The organism is Paenibacillus sp. 2TAB19 (assembly GCF_052115185.1).
GTDB lineage: Bacteria > Bacillota > Bacilli > Paenibacillales > Paenibacillaceae > Pristimantibacillus.
Map to the genome: position 1 here is coordinate 1 of NZ_JBFRGE010000030.1, position 19,799 is coordinate 19,799.

General features: G+C 50.1%; 20 protein-coding genes and 1 pseudogene. 13 read left to right on the plus strand and 8 right to left on the minus strand.

Features of this window, described 5'->3' with window-relative positions; genetic code table 11:
- Positions 1–124: 124 nt before the first annotated feature.
- The 4 genes and pseudogenes from AB4Z33_RS15180 to trxB form a co-directional block, all read right to left on the minus strand.
- Positions 125–805, minus strand: coding sequence for a hypothetical protein (locus tag AB4Z33_RS15180; RefSeq protein WP_442050764.1), 681 nt, complete (start codon positions 803–805; stop codon positions 125–127).
- Between the two features lie 36 nt (positions 806–841).
- Positions 842–1,018, minus strand: a pseudogene (locus AB4Z33_RS15185) (transposase); the annotation flags it as partial.
- 316 nt (positions 1,019–1,334) lie between these two features.
- Positions 1,335–3,122, minus strand: coding sequence for an alpha-glycosidase (locus AB4Z33_RS15190; RefSeq protein ID WP_442050706.1), 1,788 nt, complete (start codon positions 3,120–3,122; stop codon positions 1,335–1,337).
- 204 nt (positions 3,123–3,326) lie between these two features.
- Entirely contained in the window at positions 3,327–4,268 is a 942-nt protein-coding gene (trxB, locus tag AB4Z33_RS15195) for a thioredoxin-disulfide reductase (protein ID WP_442050707.1), read from the minus strand.
- Positions 4,269–4,427: 159 nt separating this feature from the next.
- On the opposite strand from trxB, the gene AB4Z33_RS15200 reads away from it, so the two are divergent.
- From AB4Z33_RS15200 to AB4Z33_RS15220, 5 genes are all read left to right on the plus strand, one after another.
- Positions 4,428–5,102 (plus strand): response regulator transcription factor, encoded by a 675-nt coding sequence (locus AB4Z33_RS15200; protein WP_442050708.1) that lies wholly within the window; start codon positions 4,428–4,430, stop codon positions 5,100–5,102.
- Positions 5,102–6,496 carry a sensor histidine kinase gene (locus AB4Z33_RS15205; protein ID WP_442050709.1) on the plus strand — a complete coding sequence of 465 codons (1,395 nt, stop codon included), beginning with the start codon at positions 5,102–5,104 and terminating at the stop codon, positions 6,494–6,496. Before AB4Z33_RS15200 ends, AB4Z33_RS15205 begins: the two co-directional genes overlap by 1 nt.
- Positions 6,497–6,593: 97 nt before the next feature.
- A complete protein-coding gene (gene galU, locus AB4Z33_RS15210) occupies positions 6,594–7,475 on the plus strand; it encodes a UTP--glucose-1-phosphate uridylyltransferase GalU (RefSeq protein WP_442050710.1) in 882 nt (293 codons plus the stop codon).
- A 142-nt stretch (positions 7,476–7,617) separates the two neighbouring features.
- Positions 7,618–8,928 carry an FxLYD domain-containing protein gene (locus AB4Z33_RS15215; protein ID WP_442050711.1) on the plus strand — a complete coding sequence of 437 codons (1,311 nt, stop codon included), beginning with the start codon at positions 7,618–7,620 and terminating at the stop codon, positions 8,926–8,928.
- A gap of 11 nt (positions 8,929–8,939) precedes the next feature.
- Complete coding sequence (locus tag AB4Z33_RS15220; RefSeq protein WP_442050712.1) at positions 8,940–10,067, plus strand: S1C family serine protease; 1,128 nt, start codon at positions 8,940–8,942, stop codon at positions 10,065–10,067.
- An 81-nt stretch (positions 10,068–10,148) separates the two neighbouring features.
- On the opposite strand, the gene AB4Z33_RS15225 is transcribed toward AB4Z33_RS15220, so the two are convergent.
- A complete protein-coding gene (locus tag AB4Z33_RS15225; RefSeq protein ID WP_442050713.1) occupies positions 10,149–10,964 on the minus strand; it encodes a hypothetical protein in 816 nt (271 codons plus the stop codon).
- A gap of 148 nt (positions 10,965–11,112) precedes the next feature.
- Positions 11,113–11,724, minus strand: coding sequence for a superoxide dismutase (locus AB4Z33_RS15230; RefSeq protein WP_337104389.1), 612 nt, complete (start codon positions 11,722–11,724; stop codon positions 11,113–11,115).
- A gap of 355 nt (positions 11,725–12,079) precedes the next feature.
- Between AB4Z33_RS15230 and AB4Z33_RS15235 the strand changes: the two genes are divergently transcribed.
- From AB4Z33_RS15235 to folE, 7 genes are all read left to right on the plus strand, one after another.
- On the plus strand, positions 12,080–12,502 hold the full coding sequence (locus AB4Z33_RS15235; RefSeq protein ID WP_337104390.1) for a GNAT family N-acetyltransferase: 423 nt from the start codon (positions 12,080–12,082) through the stop codon (positions 12,500–12,502).
- A 111-nt stretch (positions 12,503–12,613) separates the two neighbouring features.
- Positions 12,614–13,168, plus strand: a complete 555-nt coding sequence (locus AB4Z33_RS15240) for a DUF402 domain-containing protein (protein WP_442050714.1) — start codon at positions 12,614–12,616, stop codon at positions 13,166–13,168.
- Positions 13,168–13,752, plus strand: a complete 585-nt coding sequence (lepB, locus tag AB4Z33_RS15245; RefSeq protein ID WP_442050715.1) for a signal peptidase I — start codon at positions 13,168–13,170, stop codon at positions 13,750–13,752. The genes AB4Z33_RS15240 and lepB overlap by 1 nt, the downstream gene beginning before the upstream one ends.
- 39 nt (positions 13,753–13,791) lie before the next feature.
- The gene (rnhA, locus tag AB4Z33_RS15250; protein ID WP_337104393.1) at positions 13,792–14,226 is read left to right on the plus strand and encodes a ribonuclease HI; all 435 of its coding nucleotides are present in this window, start codon (positions 13,792–13,794) and stop codon (positions 14,224–14,226) included.
- Between the two features lie 3 nt (positions 14,227–14,229).
- Positions 14,230–15,387, plus strand: a complete 1,158-nt coding sequence (queG, locus tag AB4Z33_RS15255) for a tRNA epoxyqueuosine(34) reductase QueG (protein ID WP_442050716.1) — start codon at positions 14,230–14,232, stop codon at positions 15,385–15,387.
- 112 nt (positions 15,388–15,499) lie between these two features.
- On the plus strand, positions 15,500–15,718 hold the full coding sequence (locus tag AB4Z33_RS15260) for a YneF family protein (RefSeq protein WP_337104395.1): 219 nt from the start codon (positions 15,500–15,502) through the stop codon (positions 15,716–15,718).
- Between the two features lie 53 nt (positions 15,719–15,771).
- A complete protein-coding gene (folE, locus tag AB4Z33_RS15265; protein WP_442050717.1) occupies positions 15,772–16,365 on the plus strand; it encodes a GTP cyclohydrolase I FolE in 594 nt (197 codons plus the stop codon).
- Positions 16,366–16,432: 67 nt separating this feature from the next.
- Here the strand turns inward: folE and AB4Z33_RS15270 are convergent, their stop codons facing one another.
- The gene (locus AB4Z33_RS15270; protein ID WP_442050718.1) at positions 16,433–17,509 is read right to left on the minus strand and encodes a Fe-Mn family superoxide dismutase; all 1,077 of its coding nucleotides are present in this window, start codon (positions 17,507–17,509) and stop codon (positions 16,433–16,435) included.
- A gap of 101 nt (positions 17,510–17,610) precedes the next feature.
- Positions 17,611–18,687 carry an alpha/beta hydrolase gene (locus tag AB4Z33_RS15275; RefSeq protein WP_442050719.1) on the minus strand — a complete coding sequence of 359 codons (1,077 nt, stop codon included), beginning with the start codon at positions 18,685–18,687 and terminating at the stop codon, positions 17,611–17,613.
- 273 nt (positions 18,688–18,960) lie between these two features.
- Between AB4Z33_RS15275 and AB4Z33_RS15280 the strand changes: the two genes are divergently transcribed.
- Entirely contained in the window at positions 18,961–19,704 is a 744-nt protein-coding gene (locus tag AB4Z33_RS15280) for an IclR family transcriptional regulator (RefSeq protein WP_337104399.1), read from the plus strand.
- Positions 19,705–19,799: the final 95 nt, after the last annotated feature.

Consider the following 19,799-nt stretch of genomic DNA (forward strand, 5'->3'; position numbering starts at 1 on the left):
AAGAAGTAAGAAGTAAGAAGTAAGAAGTAAGAAGTAAGAAGTAAGAAGTAAGAAGTAAGAAGTAAGAAGTAAGAAGATAGAAGTAAAAAAATGAAGAAAGAAAAAAGAAAAAAGAAAAAATAGGCTACATCGCTAATTTCAGTAAGGAATAAGTAGTGTGCATAATCGTTGCTGGGTTTGGAATAAGCGAATGACTTAGGAGCAGCTCAAATGACTGGGAAGAAGAAAGGTGCTTGGTGTTTTTGCGGAAACAGTATTCGTCCATATAAAACTGAGCTTTGGCCGCACTTATGCCATGGAAGGTGTCATTCATCCATCGAAATGCAGAAGGGGCGAAATGCCGCAGACGCGGATAGCTTCCCCATGGGATGAAGGGCTTACGTATCATGTCAATATGAGTAGTCGAAGGATTAATATGAGTTGCTTTAAACGAGTTTTCGGCTACCGGGGACAATGGTTTTCTTGGCTCTTGTTGGGACGGAGCAAACTTTAATTTGTAGTAGGAAGGTTTATTAGTTGCCATCATGCGGGCCACGATGACAGAACGTTCTCGTTGGAGCGTTTCGGCTGAGTGGAAAATGCGTCGTGTATAAATATCGGGTTTTGCTTCAATTTGTCCTGAAAGAAGGATGGATTGATCTAGTTCGGTGATGGCGTGGCGAATTTTGTTAAGCATACTCCAAGCTGTTTTGTACGTGACTTTAATAAGCTTAGCGAGATGCACCGCATTTATGCTGGATTTGCTAGCCGCAACAATATACATAACGAGCAGCCACTTGTGCAGCGGTGTTCGAGTTTTGTCCATAATCGATCCGGCAGTAAGGGATGCTTGGTGACTGCATTTCCGGCATTCGTATAATGGTAACCTACGTGTGTTAATCATATAGAAAGACGTGTTGGAACAGCGTGGACAGTAGTATCCAGTCGGCCATTTCATCCTAAATAGTAGCGGAATACAGTCTGAATCATTAGTATATTGCGATTGGAACTGTTCGAGATTGAACTTCAATTGTATCACTCCAATCAAGTAAAAACGAGAACAAGCGTTCTTGTTTTTTAGAATAACAGATCTTCGGATTTAAATCAATATTTTTATATGAGGGCAGGCTTACCTGTTGAATAAATTCGATGAAAGTGATCGATTCTGAGCAAAGGGGAGAGTGTGATAAAGAGAAAAAAAGCGATCTCCACTAGAATTGGGAAAATCGATTTGAGGAGGAGGCCAACGTAAGACGCTGGATGATGATTGGATCGGATGAGTGAAAAGCTCCTTGCAAGTGGCTATTTGAGCAGCCAAATGAAGGAGCTTTTTAAAAGTGCTAAACTCTATAAGATTAAAGGATTTGTTTGAAAATATGATAGCCGTAGCTAGGAAGAGTGATTTGGAATTGGCCGCTAGGGCTGCTGACGATATTAGCAGTTGAGTCGGCGCTATTGCTTGAAAGAAGCGTTGCCCAGCTCAATAAGGAAGGGGATGCCTCATTAACAACAGAGAAGTTTAGGTCGGCCGCTTCGTTACGAGCATTCATTACGATAAGCAATCGTTCATTGCCTTCTTGGCGTTCATAGGCGAGCGTGCCGTCCTCTGAGCCGATATGGAGGAAGCGGATATACGCGCTGCGAAGTGCGGGATACTCATGACGCAAGTGAATCGCTTGTGTGTAAAAGTGCAAAAGATCCTGATTCTGCTCCTCGGGTTCCCAGACCATACATTTGCGACAACCAGGGTCTCCGCTGCCGTTCAAACCAATCTCGTCACCGTAGTAGATACAAGGCGTCCCTGGATAAGTCAGCTGGAACAGGGCTGCAAGCTTCATAGCTTCTATATTATCATCGCATATCGTCAAGAGGCGCGGTGTATCATGGCTGTCTAGTAGGTTAAATCCTGTTTCGGTTACCTGCTGCGGATATGCGGCGAGCTGCGTGCCGATAGCTGCGGCGAAGGCGTCGGCTTCGATGGTTTGGTGACCGAAGAAATCTAGTACAGCATTCGTGAACGGATAGTTCATTACGGCATCGAATTGGTCGCCCTGCAGCCATGCCATTGAATCATGCCATATCTCGCCCAGTATATAAGCCTCGGGGTTAACGTCTTTGACGGTCAAACGGAATTCACGCCAGAACTGGTGGTCAACCTCGTTGGCGACATCCAGCCGCCAGCCGTCTATGCCGATCTCCTCGAGCCAGTATCTAGCAACCTCGAATAAATAACTTTTCACCTCAGGATGCTCTGTATTTAGCTTCGGCATCATTGGCTCAAAAGCGAATGTTTCATAAGTTGGAATGCCGTCAATAACTTCAAGCGGCCATTGCCGTACGTGGAACCAGTCGGCATACTTTGATTGCTGTCCCTTCGCGAGAGCGTCAACGAATGGAGGGAAGGTGCGGCCGGAATGATTAAAGACGGCATCAAGCAATACGCGTATACCGCGCCCATGACAAAGATCGACGAGTTCTTTCAGCTTTTCATTCGTGCCAAAGTGGGGATCGACCTTCAAATAGTCGCGCGTATCGTATTTATGATTGGTTGTTGCCTCGAAGACAGGCGTGAAATAGACAGCGTTAATGCCGAGCCTCGCAATGTGATCGAGATGATCGATAACGCCCTGTAGGTCGCCGCCGAAGAAATTGGTTGGTGTCGGATCCGTGCTACCCCATGGAAGTACATTGTCAGGATCGATGGAAGAGTCCCCGTTTGCGAACCTCTCGGGAAAAATCTGATAGAAGACAGCGTTTTTCACCCACTCAGGCGGTGCAAAAACATCGATAGGATTGATATAGGGGAAGTCGAAGAAAGAGTTTGATGTATCCGGCTCTGTAAGCTCGAAGCCTCTATCGCTAAGCAGAATAGATTCGCTGCCGTCAATGAGTTGAAAGGCATAACGAAGTCTGCGGTAGGGAGGAACTACAGCTGTTTCCCAATAGTCAAACAAAGCGTCAGAAGACATAATCTTCATCGGAACAGTGGTCTTAGTTTGTTTCCAAGCATATTTGTCGCCGACAATGGCGTATACGGAATCCAGATCGTTTTTTTTCGTGCGGATTCTGAGATGAAGCGTCTTCCCGTCGTAAGCATAAGCCCAATTCTGTTTGGGCCGGTGGTATACGGCTTCTAATAACATGCCTTTCATCGCTCCTTCAACGATTGTTCATTATACATGTAATATAGAGATAAACATGAAAAAGGTACAACCTCTGCTTTTACAGCCGAGGTTGTACCTTTTTCCTAGAATAGGAATGCGGTAGCATTGCCTTTATATTTTATCTCTCAACATTTTAATTATACATAATTTGTACGATTCGTACTAGTGGATTATGAAAATTTTTTAAGAATTTACGGTTTCGTGAGCGAGCGATTCCAAATATCTCTCACAATCAAGTGCTGCCATACAGCCACTGCCTGCTGCCGTAATCGCTTGGCGGTAGTTGCGGTCCTGTACATCGCCACAAGCGTAGACGCCGGGAATGTTCGTTTCGGAAGTGCCAGGCTTCACAATAATATAGCCTTGCTCGTCCGTATCGATTTGGCCGCCGAGGAAACCGGTGTTCGGCGTATGGCCGATCGTAACGAACAGTCCATCCGTCTCCAGCAGCTCTTCTTCGCCTGTTTCGTTGTTAAGAACTTTAAGTCCTTGCAAGCCCATTCCCGTCGCAGCCACTTCAAGCGGTGTACGGTTCAAGCTCCAAACGATCTTGTCGTTGGCGCGTGCGCGATCCTGCATGATTTTCGAAGCTCGCAGCTCTTCACGGCGGTGAACAAGACGAACTTCGGAAGCAAAGCGAGTCAAGAACACTGCTTCTTCCATTGCGGAATCGCCGCCGCCGACAACGATAATTTTTTTGCCGCGGAAGAAGAAGCCGTCGCATGTGGCGCAAGTGCTGACGCCGCGTCCGATGTTTTCTTGCTCGCCTGGTATGCCCAGGTATTTCGCAGATGCGCCAGTGGAGATGATGATCGACTCCGCTTGCAGCTCGCCAATTCCTTCTACGTCAAGCGTGTAGGGGCGTTTGCTGAAGTCGACGCTTTTTACAGAACCGGTCTTAAATGTTGCGCCGAAGCGTTGTGCTTGCTTGCGCATATTGGACATCAGCTCGCTGCCAAGAATGCCTTCAGGGAAACCTGGGAAGTTCTCGACTTCCGTCGTTGTTGTTAATTGTCCGCCCGGCTGCCAGCCCTCAATAACAAGCGGCTCCATGTTGGCGCGTGCTAGATAGATAGCTGCCGTTAATCCGGCAGGACCAGTACCGATAATAATTGTTTTGTGCATATGAAATGCCCTCCTGTGATGTGGCTGAACGTTCTGAATTGAATCTTAATTTAAAATTATTATAAACTGTAACCAATGTCAATACTGTTCATCTAACGTTCATGTTCATGTAGTATGATAACAAGGATGGAATGGCAAGCGGACTGGAGGAGATTGGCTATGCCCAAAATAGTTGTAGCGGATGACGATGCGAATATTCGCGAGCTCGTCAGCCTTTTTTTGAAACGGGAAGGATTTCAGGTCATAGAGGCAGTTGACGGCATCGAGGCGTTCGATAAGCTGGAGACCGTAAAGCCGGATATGGCAATTATCGATATCATGATGCCGCGAATGGATGGATGGGCGCTCTGCGCAGCATTGCGCGAGAGTTATGATATTCCGCTGCTTATGCTGACGGCCAAGGGGGAGACGACCCACAAGGTGAAGGGCTTCGAGCTGGGGGCGGACGATTATATGGTGAAGCCGTTCGATCCGCCTGAACTAGTGGCGCGTGTGAAGGCGCTGCTAAAGCGGTATCGCATTGCATCGTCGCATTCGGTGGAGTTCGGCGGCGTCGCGATGAATCAAACGGATTTCCAAATGAGTGCGAGCGGCGAGAAGATTACGCTCCCGCCTAAAGAATTCGAGCTGTTGTTCAAGTTGGCAAGCTATCCGGGCAAAACCTTCTCCAGAGATCAATTGATCGAGCAAATATGGGGAATGGATTACGCCGGCGATGAGCGAACAGTCGATGTACATATTAAACGGCTCCGCGATCGTTTTCCGGAGGAGAAATATCGTTTCCGCATTGTGACGATCCGGGGCCTCGGTTATCGACTGGAGGAATGCGGCTAATGCGAAGCTTGTATTTTCGGATTACGGCGACGTTTCTTCTTATTGTCATTATTAGTATCGGAGTCGCTTTCTTATTCACGAACCAGATGTTCAAGCGAGATGCGAGAGGCCAGCTTCCGGGGCAAATAAACAGCGCGATTGAACGAATCGAGCAGCTCTATGCAGTGTCAGCTCCTGCGTCCGTGGATCAATACCTGCAGGAGATGTCCAAGCAGCTCGGTCAGAACATCGTCGCCATAAGCGTACGGGGATCCTTGGTAACGGCTGGCGAGGGCAGTGAACAGCTTTTAAATCAAATTAATCGCGAACAGCTCTCCAATGTATTTAACGGATACCGAGTAAGTATTAACGTGAACCGGACGGAGGAAAATGGACCGCCTTCGCCGTTTGCTATTGGGAAATTGGTGCGGCTAGGCAATATGAATTGGGCGTTGTTCGTTCAGCCGAATCGTTTCCCGCAGAACAGCAACTTTCTATGGACGGCCGTGACGCTGCTGGCAACATTGCTTATTGTGGGAAGTATTCTTATTCTGGTGGCTGCGAGATATTTGGTTAAGCCGCTGAAGTTAATGACCTCCGCAGCCAGAAGGATGGCGGAAGGGGACTTTACGGTTAGATTGTCTGCGCGAAGAGGCGATGAGCTTGGCGAGCTGGCGGATGGCATGAACAAAATGGCCGTCAGTTTATCTCAGCTCGAAACGATGCGGCAAGACTTCGTTTCGAACGTGTCGCATGAGATTCAGTCCCCGCTTACGTCGATCGGAGGTTTCGCGGAAGCACTGCGCAGCGAAGAGTTGACGGAGTCGGAGCGGAATCGTTATGTCAGCATTATTAAGCAGGAAAGCACAAGATTATCGCGCCTAAGCGAAAACCTACTAAAGCTTGCGTCGCTCGACTCTCAGCAGCATCCGTATCATCCGGAATCATATAGGCTCGATCGGCAGCTTCGCGACGTGGTGCTTGCAAGTGAGCCGCATTGGGTGGCAAAGCGGCAAACGGTCGAGCTGATGATGGAGGAGACCGTCATTACAGCGGATGAGGACTTAATAAGCCAAGTATGGTTCAACCTGCTCGCTAACAGTATGAAGTTCACGCCGGAGGATGGCAAAATATCGTTCCAATTGTCGGAACGGGACGGTATGGCGATCATTCGTATCTCCGATACGGGCGTAGGTATTGCCGAAGAGGATCAAGAACGAGTATTCGAACGCTTCTACAAGGCAGACGTATCGAGAGATCGGAGTCAAGGAGGAAGCGGCTTAGGCTTGTCCATTGCGAAGAAGATTATCGATATTCACGGCGGTACGATCACGGTGGATCGGGAAGCCGATCAGACCGCAGGCGCCAGCTTTGTTATACAATTGCCGCTTACCCCTCGATTACAGTCTAGCTAGTTGCGAGCCCTATAGCATATAGCTTGGATAATATTAGAAATAAGGTTATGATGAACTAAAAATCATTTCAAACATTAGAGAGGGGCTTGTATCTCGAATGGACAAGCGTATAACCAAAGCAATTATTCCTGCGGGAGGACTAGGGACGCGATTCCTGCCTGCAACTAAGGCACAGCCTAAGGAGATGCTCCCGCTTATTGATAAACCGGCCATACAATATATTGTAGAAGAGGCCGTTCAATCGGGAATCGAAAGTATCGTTATCGTAAGCGGACGGAATAAACGGGCTATTGAGGATCATTTTGATAAGTCGGCTGAACTGGAGGCTGAGCTGGAGGAACGCGGCAACGAGGAAATGCTGGCGATTGTGAAGGAAATATCGCAGTTGGCCGATATTTATTACGTTCGCCAGAAAGAGCCGCTTGGACTTGGGCATGCGGTATTATGCGCGCGTCGCTTCATCGCTGACGAGCCATTCGCGGTTCTGCTCGGAGATGATATATTGGTGTCTCAGCCGCCGTGCTTGCGGGATATGATCGATGTGTATGAACAAGAGCAGTCCTCGGTCGTAGCCGTCATGGAAGTGCCATGGGATCAGACGCATAAATACGGGATTGTCGATATTGAAGCGGGCAAGAAGGTGGCGCGCGTGCGCGACATCGTCGAGAAGCCGCTGCCGGGACAGGCGCCTTCCAACTATGCGGTCGTCGGCCGGTATGTGCTTGATCCGGCTATATTCAATCTGCTCGAGCAGGCGCAGCCCGGCAAAGGCGGAGAGATTCAACTGACAGACAGTTTGCAGGAGCTCAATCGAATCGCATCCTTGTCAGCGTACCGATTCGACGGCAGGCGGCATGATGTTGGCGATAAGCTCGGCTTTGTGCAAGCGACAATCGACTTCGCGTTGGAGCGCGAAGACTTGTCTGCCGATGTGAAGCGTTATTTGCTGGAGCGATTGAAGCTTTCTAATCATCTATAGAATTTAAACTTATGAAACAGGTCAGTTTATACTGGCCTGTTTTCTTATTTCTGCCGATATATACTTRTAAATATTTCATTTCCCAACTGTTGGTATAAAGCACATCTGTCATGTAGAATAGAATGAAGTAGATTGATAGGGAATGGAAAAGCGAAATAGAGAGAGAACATACTGCTGGGAGTTGAAGGAAGTGCATTGCCATCAATGCGGGAAATTACAGCCAGAGGATGCTGTTTATTGCAATAAATGCGGCAAACAGCTGCTTATAGAAGCTGATGAACAGTCATTGGTAACAGCCATAGATGCTGTAATCGATACGATAGAAAATGAATCGGCTGTCAGCGCGGAGCTGAGCCATTCCTATATACAGGCACAACAAGATGTAGTAGTGATCAGGCAGCGCAATGGGGGCAGCTGGTGGATGTGGTTAACACCAGTGGCGCTAGCTGTTCTGGCAGCAGCAGCGGTGACCGTCTATTACGGCCATGAGTCTCGGCTGAATGATAAGGTTATTCTACTCCAACAGCAGGCAAGAGAAGACGCATTGGCGGGCAAATATGAGGAAGCGCTGGCATCGCTTGATGAGGCTGCCGGGTTCCGTCCGGACTTTGCCCCGGTGCAGGCGGATAAGGACATTATTAAGCGCGCAGCGGGCTATGAGGAATTGCTGGAATCGGCAAAAGGACATTTGGCCGGAGGCAAGCTTATCGAAGCGGAGCGCCTTCTAATACAGGTTAAGGAAGACCTTAAGGATACGGTAGAACCTATCTTCACCCAAGCAAAGAAATCGCTCGACTCGCTCAGCGGAGAGCTTGCGCTGCATAAACTGACACAGGAGCTTGATACGTCGACGACGATCAATGAACTGGCTGCCAAGCTTAATATCGCCAGCGGCCTTGATGGCGATGAGGCGATTGCCGTGCGAGAGCAGATTAAGGCGAAAATCGTAGACATCGGTTACGAGGAAGCGGACAGTCTGCTTAATAAGAAGAAATATAATGATGCCATGGATGCGGTCGACAAAGCGCTTCTTTATGTTAGTGACGATGAGCGTCTGCTTGGGCTTAAGAGCAAGATCTCTAATGAGAAGGATAAGTACGAGCAGGCGGAGCAGCAGCGTCTCGAGCAAGCGATGCAGAAGGCGGCCGAAGAGGATCTGAAAAACCAAACGGCTGCGGTGGAGGTTGTTCGTATTGAGGGCACGCTGGACGAGTTCGGCGACCTTATCATTCACGGAGAGCTCAAAAATGCAGCTACACGTCCTATTTATACGGTTGTAGTCGAATATACCGTCTATGATGCTCAGCATAACAAGATTGGTACTGGCACTGCAGAAGCAACACCCGACTACATTGAGCCCGGCGAGGCAATGAGCTTTAGCGGCACCGTATACGGCGTATATGTTGAAAATACAACTGTTGTCGTGGATCACGCGACATGGTATTTGGACTAGGAGGCGATAGGATGCGGACGGGAGCATGGATCAGTCTGATCGCCTCATTCTTCATAATCGGAGGCGCGGGCATCGGGGCATGGGCAATACGCGCCGAGGTGCCGAAGCAATTGACGGGAGCGCCGATGCTTGCTATTTCTGACGATAGCAAGTCAAAGGGTTCTAAGACGCTTAAGGATGTTATTTTTGAGACACAGAAGCTAGTTGTGATGATTGAGACAGAGAGCGGTACGCAGGGCTCAGGCTTCCTTTATAACAATAAAGGCGATCTTATTACGAATGCCCATGTCGTTGCTGGAGCGGAGGTAGTGAAGATCAAGACGGCCGATGCTCGCGAGTTGGAAGGCGAGGTTATCGGCATAAGTACGGATATAGACGTAGCCGTCGTTAGAGTGCCTGGTCTTGCCGGCATAGAGCCGCTTGAGCTTGTACGCGATCAAAAAGCCGAGGTTGGCGACGAGGTGCTTGCTGTCGGGAGTCCGCTGGGGTTTCAAAATACGGTGACAACCGGCATTATAAGCGGCCTTGGAAGWAGCTTTGATATTGAACCCTATAAATATAGCGATTTATATCAAATATCGGCTCCTATTGCACCGGGCAACAGCGGCGGACCGCTCGTCGATCAAGCATCAGGGGCGGTGCTTGGCATCAACTCTGCGGGAATCGAGCAAGGTTCGATCGGGTTCAGCATTCCCATTGTTAATGTTATCGAGATGGCAGAGGCTTGGTCCGCGCAGCCGATGGATGAACTGCCTGTTTTCTCGTTCTCAGACGACTCGGAGTTACTCCCTGAGAAAGCTTCAATGGAGGAATATGCGGAATACTTGGTGACACACTTCTACGACAGCTTGAATAATGCCGATTATGTATACGCTTATTCTCTGCTGGGCGGCAACTGGAAGGAAGGCACTAGCTACGAGAAGTTCCGCGAAGGGTACATTCCGACTCGCAACGTCGTCATTGACGATATGATCGTGAAGACGATTGGCTCAGACGAAGCAACGGTTACAGCGATTATATCGGTTGACGAGCGTGTCGATGGCAAATATGTGCTAAGCAAGTATCAAGTGACGTACCGTGTCGGTTATGAAAACGACATTCTAAAGTTATTAAGCGGCAAAGGCAAGGTAATCGGCTAATTGCCGGTTGTATAAGCAAAGAGCTCGAAGCTGGCGTCCGGGGGAGACGCTGCTTCGAGCTCTTTGCTTGTTAATTAGAGTCTATTGCTGAGACTCGTAGATGATTGAGCCCTCTTCAGCTTCTTCACGAAGAAGAGGATTGAAAATCAGATCGATGCCGACAGCATCATTAGGCTGAAGAGGGAAGTTTAACAGCGTCGATGGAATGACGCGTCCGTTCAGTCTCAGCTGGTAGCTGACGCGTCCGCCGATGCGAATGCCGTTAACAGCGAAGATTTGCCCATTGCGCGTAAATTGGACAGCGCCTGTCTGAGCAAGCGCCCAATAAATCGTTAATCCCGGGCGATATGGTACGAAGTAACGCTGCGTTGCGTTCGGGAATGCTGCGCCGCCGTTAATGACAACGATGACGTTCGCTTGAGGACCCGGAGGGAATGGCAGCGGGAACGGAATCGGAACAGGGAATGGGAATGGGAACGGCGGACGTGGCGGCGGGAAAGGTCCCGGCCCTGGCGGGAAAGGTCCCGGCCCTGGCGGGAAAGGCCCCGGCCCTGGCGGAAAAGGCCCCGGCCCTGGCGGGAAAGGTCCCGGTCCAGGCGGGAAAGGCCCCGGCCCTGGCGGGAAAGGTCCCGGCCCAGGCGGGAAAGGCCCCGGCCCTGGCGGGAAAGGTCCCGGCCCAGGCGGGAAAGGCCCCGGTCCAGGCGGGAAAGGCCCCGGACCAGGTCCTGGTCCCGGTCCCGGCCCTGGACCAGGCGGAAGGCCGCCCGGCCCTAACAGTCCGCGTTCCGCTCTGGCAAAGCGTGGTCCGCCGCAGCCGCAGTCGCTGCCTGCCGGTGTCGCTTGCCGCTCGGCTTCATAGTATTGCTGCTCGTAAAAGTTGCCGTAAGTATCATACATGCAAACATTCAGTCTCCTTCATGTAGCAGATTAGGCAAATATCATGATGTATCCTATGCGGCATCTGCCTAACCGGTGTAAGGAAGGCGGAACAAAAAAAGCGGCGCTGCCCTCGATGAGGACAGCGCCGCTTTCCTATTAGCAACGATTACTTAACAGCAGCTTCGTAACGTTTGCCAACTTCAGCCCAGTTTACAACGTTCCAGAACGCTGCAATGTAGTCAGGGCGTTTGTTTTGGTAGTTCAGGTAGTACGCATGCTCCCAAACGTCCAGTCCGAGGATTGGCGTTTCGCCTTCCATGATCGGGCTGTCTTGGTTAGGCAAGCTGTATACTTTCAATTTGCCGTTAGCAACTGCAAGGAATGCCCAGCCGCTGCCGAAACGAGTTGTTGCTGCTTTCGCGAAGTCAGCTTTGAAAGTATCGAAGCCGCCAAGCTCGCTCTCGATTGCCGCTGCAAGAGCGCCGGTAGGAGCGCCGCCAGCGTCAGGTCCGATTGTTTCCCAGAACAGGCTGTGGTTAGCGTGGCCGCCGCCGTTGTTGCGAACAGCAGTGCGGATGCCTTCAGGTACGCTTGCCAGATCGGAGATCAACTCTTCGATCGATTTGCTTTGCAATTCAGGAGCGGACTCAAGAGCTGCATTCAGGTTCGTCACGTATGCGTTGTGGTGACGGCCGTGGTGAATTTCCATTGTAGTCGCATCGATATGCGGCTCAAGCGCGTTGTGCGCGTAAGGCAATGCTGGTAGTTGATGTGCCATTATTATTACCTCCTAAATATATGTAGCTTAGCAATTCCATTATCCCTTATCCGATCGAATAAATCAACATTAATGTTGCAAAAGTCGGATGGTCAAAAAGAGCGTCTAATAGCAATCCAACATAGCGTAACACAGAAGCAAAACAATTATTCAAAGCATTGCTGATTAACGTAATTTTAACAAAATAAGAGATAAAATGAATGAAAACGCTTTATATAAAGCGTTTTCACGAGTAAAACGAAGATTTGTTTAATTTTTATAAGGAATTTCGAAGATTTTAGAAGGAATTCGTATGATTTTGTCGTATAATATTCTAGAAGCAGCACTATGACAAGAAATAGAAGGTGTTAATTTAATGAACGTACGTTCCTTCCAGTTGTCCGATTACAGACCGATTACAGCTCTTCTCGAAGAAGTGTTAACCGAAGAGTGTTACGAACAAACGATGGAAGCTTTTGCACGTCAATTGTCATGGGATAGCGATTTGGTTCTTGTCGCTGTCGAAGATTCCGAGCTTGTTGGAATGATTATCGGAACGATCGATAATAACAAAGGTTATTATTATCGGATCGCCGTATCGCCACAACATCAACGGAAAGGAATAGGCAAGTCGCTTATTCAGGGGCTGCGTCAGCGCTTCGAGCAGCGTCATGTTACAAAGATACTTATTACCGCGGACGAGCACAACGAGCCGGTATTGCCGTTATATGAGTCCATGGGCTACGCGTCCAACGACTTTTTCCGGTCTTTCCAGAAGCTGAGCATCGTAACGGGTTAAACGCGGATTTTCTGCAATTATAATTTGTGCAGGGGCATATCTGCATCGCCATTGCTTTTGGCGGTGAGATATGCTTTTCTTATTACTATAGACATGTGTGAGGAGAACGGTATGGTACGATACATGCACTGTGTTATCAAGAGCTTCAAGCATAACGGTCACATCCATCGTACATGGCAGCGCAATTGGCTCGTTCCCAGCGAGCTGCTTGTTCCGGAGCACCGAGAAGAGTCCATGATCGTTCTAATTAATCGACAGACGCCGATACAGGAATCGGACGGTAAGCAATGGATCAGCCGTGTTCCTGCCGTATCCTTCTTCATACCTGGCATTTGGTTCAATGTCGTAGCCCTTATTGAGGAAAACGGCATACGGTACTATTGCAATATCGCTTCTCCTCCGTATTTGCAAGGGGACGTGCTGACATATATCGATTATGACCTTGATGTTATTCGTACGACGGACGGCGGATGTTTTGTCGTCGATCAGGATGAGTACGAGCTTCATAGCCATATGTATCACTACCCGCAGATGGTGGATGACAAAGTCCAAGAAGGGCTGGCGGCTTTGCTGTTAAGAATAGAAAGCGGACAAGCGCCTTTTCAAGATGAGCATGTTACGGCCTACTACGAGGCGTGGCTTCAGGCAAACGGCGAGGTGGAATAATGACTTTGGCAGAATCGGAAACGGCTTCATCCCCCAATAAACCTAATGAAAATAACCGCACTTGGCGCTCTGAGGCTTGGGATTGGCTCAGGACGCTTATTGTTGCATTCGTGGTTGTCCTTATTGTACATTTTTTTGTATTCAATTTATCTACGGTAGAAGGCCATTCCATGGAGCCGACGCTGCTTGATGATGAGTGGCTGTTCGTGAACAAGTTCGTGTATTTGGTCGGCAAGCCGAAAGCGGGAGACGTCGTTATATTGAAGGAACCCGATGACGGAAGCGGGGAGAAGAAGTTTCTCGTGAAGCGTGTCATCGGCGTTCCTGGCGATCGAATCGAGATCTATGATAATCAGTTGTACCGCAATGGCGAGCTCGTCATAGAAGATTATATCGACACTTCTATTGAAGGCATGAATTATGGACCAAGCGTCGTAGAGGAGGGACGATACTTCGTGATGGGAGACAATCGTCATCTGCAAGCGAGCTTGGACAGCCGAATTTTCGGCACGGTGCCGCGCAATCTGATTAAAGGCAGGGCGGATTATATTTTATGGCCTTATAACAAAATACACGGCTTGTAGTTTATTCCACTCGTTTAGAAGTTGGGAGGTAGAACATTAATGAAAGAAGTTATGATCTATACGGACGGAGCTTGCTCCGGTAATCCTGGACCCGGCGGCTGGGGCGCTGTGCTCTTCTACGGATCGAAGCAGAAGGAAATATCCGGCGGCGAGAAGCATACGACCAATAACCGTATGGAAATTCAAGCGGTTATCGAAGGGTTGAGACTGCTCAAGGAGCCTTGCTCCGTCAAGGTGTACAGCGATTCGGCCTATGTCGTCAATTGCTTTCAGAAAGGGTGGATACACGGCTGGCTTCGCAACGGGTGGAAAAACAGCAAGAAGGATCCGGTGGAAAATCAGGAACTTTGGAAAGCGTTATGGGAGCTTATGAAGATGCATACCGTTGAATACGTCAAAGTAAAGGGCCATAGCGACAATGAATGGAACAATCGCTGCGACGAGCTTGCGCGCGAAGCGATCCGCAGGCTGTAAGCGATGACTGACCGCTACAGGAAGCTGAAAGAAGAGATGAAGGCTGCGGCGGCCGAGCTTGGCATCGATAAGATCGGAGTCGCCTCGGCTGACCCTTTCACCGAGATGAAACAAATATTAATCCGTCATCGTGAGCTTGGCAGGGAATCCGGCTTCGAGGAGAAGGATCTCGACAAGCGCACGAATCCGGCGTTGTTGTTCGACAATCCGCAATCGATCATCGCGATCGCGGTTGCTTATCCTTCGAAGATGGACAATCCTCCGAAGTCCGAGCGCGGCGCTCGTCGCGGCATTATGTCCCGTTCCTCTTGGGGCGAGGACTACCACCGCGTATTGCGCGACCGATTGGCACGGCTGGAGGCATGGCTTCGCGAGCGTGTTCCAGATCTGCGGGTGGAGAGCATGGTCGATACGGGCGAGCTTGTCGATCGTGCGGTAGCTGAGCGCGCCGGCCTTGGCTGGAGCGCCAAAAACTGCGCGGTCATTACGCCGGAGTGGGGCTCATGGGTGTATCTCGGCGAGATGATAACGAATATCCCGCTGCCGCCGGACGAGCAAATGACCGATCAGTGCGGTTCCTGCACGATCTGTATCGATGCTTGTCCTACGGATGCGCTGGTTGGACCGGGACAGCTTGATTCGAACAAGTGTATTTCGTTTATTACGCAGACGAAAGGGTTCGTAGAAGAGCCGATCATGCGTAAGATCGGGAACCGGATTTATGGCTGCGATACATGCCAAACGGTATGCCCGATCAATAAGGGGAAGAACTGGACGCATCAGCCGAAGCTGCAGCCAGATCCCGAGCTCGTTATGCCGCTCCTGGAGCCGCTTTTATCGATGAGCAACAAAGAGTTCCAAGAACGATATTCTCGCAGTTCCTCTGCGTGGCGGGGGAAGAAGCCGATCCAACGCAATGCCGTCATAGCGCTTGGCAATTACAAGGAAGCGTCTGCCGTACCGGAGCTAGTGAAGGTACTGGAGTCCGATCCGAGGCCGGTGCTCCGCGGAACGTCGGCATGGGCGCTAGGCCGAATCGGTGGTACGGTTGCCGAAGAGGCGCTTCATGCAGCTTATGCCAAGGAGAGCGACGAGGAGGCTAAGGCCTACATGGCGAGGGCGATCGACGCAATTGGGTCTAGCAGCAAATCTATAGATTGAAATGATTGGTTGTTCAAAGCTGTTCCACCCTGATTGCGAACGAAGGGTGAACATGCTATCATGAATGCAATTATTACAGCAAGAGATAGAGAGGGTTGGGTGAATTTTTTTTATGTGGTTAAACATTGTACTTCCTATCGTGACATTAGTGGTCGGCGCAGTTGGCGGTTTTTTCATCGGCGTATTCTATTTGCGCAAGCAGCTCGAGAAGATGCAGAACGACCCTGAGATGATACAGAAGATGGCTAAGCAAATGGGCTATAACTTGAATAAGCAACAAATGAATCGCGCTCAAAACATGATGAAAAATCAAAAGTTCCCTCGTAAATAAGAGCGCTTGTTAGGTTGTAAACAGTTGTTATGATCCGGAAGGAGTGACCCTACGTGGCGGGTAAGAAAGATTACGTCAATACAAAGGTAACGAGCAACCGGGAGCAAATCGAATACCACGTCAAAGAGATATTAAAGCTGGTAGGCGAGAATGTGGAACGCGAGGGACTTCTAGAGACACCTGCACGCGTCACTCGGATGTATGAGGAAATATTCGCAGGTTACGAGGTTGACCCCCGCGAAGTGCTTGGCGTAACGTTCGATGAGCAGCATGAAGAGCTCGTCATCGTGAAGGATATTGTGTATTACAGCCAGTGTGAGCACCATATGGCGCCTTTCTTCGGCAAGGCGCATATCGGGTATATCCCTAGCGGTAAGATCGCAGGGCTCAGCAAGCTTGCGCGCCTAGTGGAGGCAATTACGCGCAGATTGCAGGTGCAGGAGCGTATTACTTCGCAGATCGCCGATATTCTCGAGGAGGAGCTCTCGCCGCATGGCGTCATGGTTGTCGTCGAGGGTGAGCATCTGTGCATGTGCGCACGCGGCGTGAAGAAGCCGGGCAGCAAGACCGTCACCTCGGCGGTACGCGGCGAATTCCGCAGCAGCTCCGCGCTGCGCTCGGAGTTTCTTGCATTGCTGAAGCAATAGCAATAATGAATAAAGGCTGACAGTTCTCTTAGCAGAGAGCTGTCAGCCTTTTATTATGGCTATGGCATTAGCAAGGCTGCCAGACGAGCTGGCGCGCTTCCTCGAAGCGTTCGTTCACATACGGCCAGTTGATAACGTTCCACCAGTCTTCGATGTAATCGGCTCGCTTGTTCTGGTGCTTCAAATAGTAGGCATGCTCCCATACATCAAGCGGCAGCAATGGAATTGCGTCCCACTGCGATAAGTTCTGATGCTTCTCGGCTGTTAGAATTTCAAGCCGTCTGCTGCGAGGACTCCAGACGAGGATCGCCCAGCCGCTGCCTTCGACCTTGGCAGCCGCTTCGCTGAACTGCTTCTTGAAGGCGGCATAGCTGCCGAAATCGTTCGTGATCTGCGCAGAGATCGGTCCGACGGCATCGCCCCCGCCATGTGGCGACATCACGCTCCAAAACAACGTATGAAGATAATGTCCTGCCCCATTGAAGGCAAGCTCGCGCTCCCAGTGCTTGACCAGGTCGAAGTTGCCGGTTTCGCGAGCGATTTGAAGCTGCTTCTCGGCTTTATTGAGTCCGTCCACATAGGATTTGTGATGAATGTCATGGTGTATTTGCATCGTCTGCTCATCGATATAAGGCTCTAAGGCATCATAATCATAGGGAAGCGGAGGCAGTGTATGTCCGCCAATAGGTACCTGAGCAATCGGTGCTCGCTGCTCGCGATTGCCTGGACTGTTCGCGGCTTGCCTGTATGCTCCGACCAGTCCTCGATAATAGTTGGTCTCGCGGATGGAATGGGCAATAATCGTCCGGGTACTTTGCGGCACATTGCTGGACAGCAGCATCTCGAGCTGCTCGACATAGCGATGGGATTGCTCGAGCGCGGTATCGATAAGCGCTTCGACGGTAAGCTCAGCCTGCTCAGGAAGACGGGCAGGGTAAGGATGCCAGGATTCCAGCCATTGATTGGCGTAATGCACCGTTCCGGCAAATACGGGCTCCCATGATTGCAGCAAGCCCGCATATTGATGGTCCAGTAACGGAGCGCTTAGCAGGATGACGGCGTTGTGCTCTTTCTCTTGCATTTTCCAGTGACGGACAAGTTCCATTGCTCTTACAGGCATTAGTTTGCCATAAATAAAAAGCACGGCCATCCCCTCCTATATGCTGCAACTATGGAATGCATCTATGGTAGATGTATTCGTCGCAGAAAGGGGTTATGTCGTGCTTGCATAGGTTTAATGTTAGGTTAGGAAGCTTTGTCGGCTTGCAATTGACCGTCGACTTGACTTAGGAAAAGCGCTGCCCGTTGAATGTATTCGCGCGGATGGACTTGGAACAGCATTTCATGCTGGCCGTCAGGCACGATCCAGGAACGGGAGAGCGGATTGCCTTGAACGGATGCGACAACCTCCGCCGTCTCATAATCAGCCTTCACATCGTTGGTGCCATGAATCACGTAGATTGGCATCCCGTAATCATTCGACATCACTTCTTCGGCGGGGATGGAACCAAAGTTTGAACCCGTCCACAGCGGAATTAATGATTCGATGAGCGGCAATGAAGGGAAGCGCGGCAGCTCTACGAATTGATTCAAATTATCGAACAAAGCCTCAGGGCTTGGAATGAACATGCTGTCGAGAATCATCGCATCGATCTCGTCGGTTTGCAGCGCCGTCTGCAGCGCCGTGCCGGCGCCCATCGAGAAGCCCCATACGACGATGTCTTCTGCTCCGCGCGACTTGGCATAGTCGATGGCTGCGAGAAGTTGCTGCGATTCCTCAAGGCCGCCTGTGGCCGGTGCTTTGTATTCCTTGGAAGCATAGCCATAGTCGAATAGTAACACGTTGTAGCCTAAGCCGTTCAGCAGCTTCGAGAGATCATACATGGGAACCCATGTCTCTTCGCGATTAGCTCCGTAACCGTGGCTGAATACGACGGTTCTTGTGGAAGCAGCTTCAGATGCGTCAGCAGCAGCGATCTCTGATCCGCCAGCGGGGACGAACCAGCCGCTAACCGTTGTCTGTCCGCTATGACTTGGAAATACGACATCCTCATATTCAAGGCCAATGGCCGCTTTTGGATTGGATGTGAGCGGTGCTACGTATGGATAGGCGAGCATCCAAGCAACATAACCATGAAAGATAACGATCGCAAGCAAGCACATGGCCGTGACGGAGGCGAGGGAGGCTACGACCAGATGCTTGACACGGCTCTTTGCTTTCTTCTTAGCAAATAGCTGATCAGGGTCGATGAAAGGGAACGGCTGCAAGCTGCCCGGGAATCCGGATTCAAGCGGCCGTGATGTCATGGTAGTTATGCTCATATCGTCATCCTCCTTCAATGTTGCTTCCAGATGCGTCGTAGTAGTAGGGAGAGAAGCGGTCGATAAACGTTCAATGAATGTAAGCGTTATTTTTCTAGTACTTTTATCGTAGTCCTACGCTAGTAGCCTGTCAATTGATGTCGATAAGATGTTAATGCTTTGTAATATAGCTGTAACGTAGAGACTTTCCTTTACGGCTCGAGAGCCAATAGGGTATACTAAAATGAGAATGAGTTTCATTGAATGAAACATGGGGCAGGGAGGATGGGCGGCATGGAGGAAGGCAAATCGACTGTACGCGCGGTAGATCGTGCGCTTGATATTTTACTCTGCTTTACAACGAAGACGGATTGGGCGATGACGGAAATCGCCGAGCATATCGGGCTGCATAAGAGTACGGTGCACCGCATGCTTGCCACACTGGAAGAGAAGGGTTTCCTAGAGCGTGATCGGGCGACGGAACGTTATCATCTAGGTCTTAAGGTATGGGAGCTGTCCGCTAACTTATCCCGATCGGACGATCAAGCTACGATATGGCTGCCGGAGATGGTGCGGCTGCGCGACAGGTTAGGCGAGACGGTCAGCATTTATGTTAGGGATGGATCGGAGCGTATACGAATTCAAGCGGTACAGAGCAATCAGCCCGTTCGACGTGTAGCGCCGGTGGGCGCACGGCTGCCGCTATATGCGGGAGCATCGAGCAAAGTGCTTATTGCTTATGCCGAGCCTCACGTCCAGCAGGAACTGTTCGTTGATCCTGCATGGCTGTACGCCATTGACTTGGATCAATATAAGCAGCAATTGGACGAGATTGTAGCCCAAGGTTATGCAACGAGCTTCGAGGAGCGCGAACCGGGCGCTGCGGCGTTGTCAGCGCCTATTCTAACACGCTCGGGCAAGCTGGTAGCAGCTTTATCGGTATCAGGGCCTGCAAGCCGTCTGACGATGGATACGATGCGGAGCTACGCGCCCGTTATGATAGAATCAGCTAAGCGGCTGGGGATGATGATTGTATAAATAGAAAAAAAAAGCAGGCCCTCGAGGATTTCCTCGAGGGCCTGTTACATTTAAACATATTACCACATCAGAGAGTAAAACATTCAATGCTAATG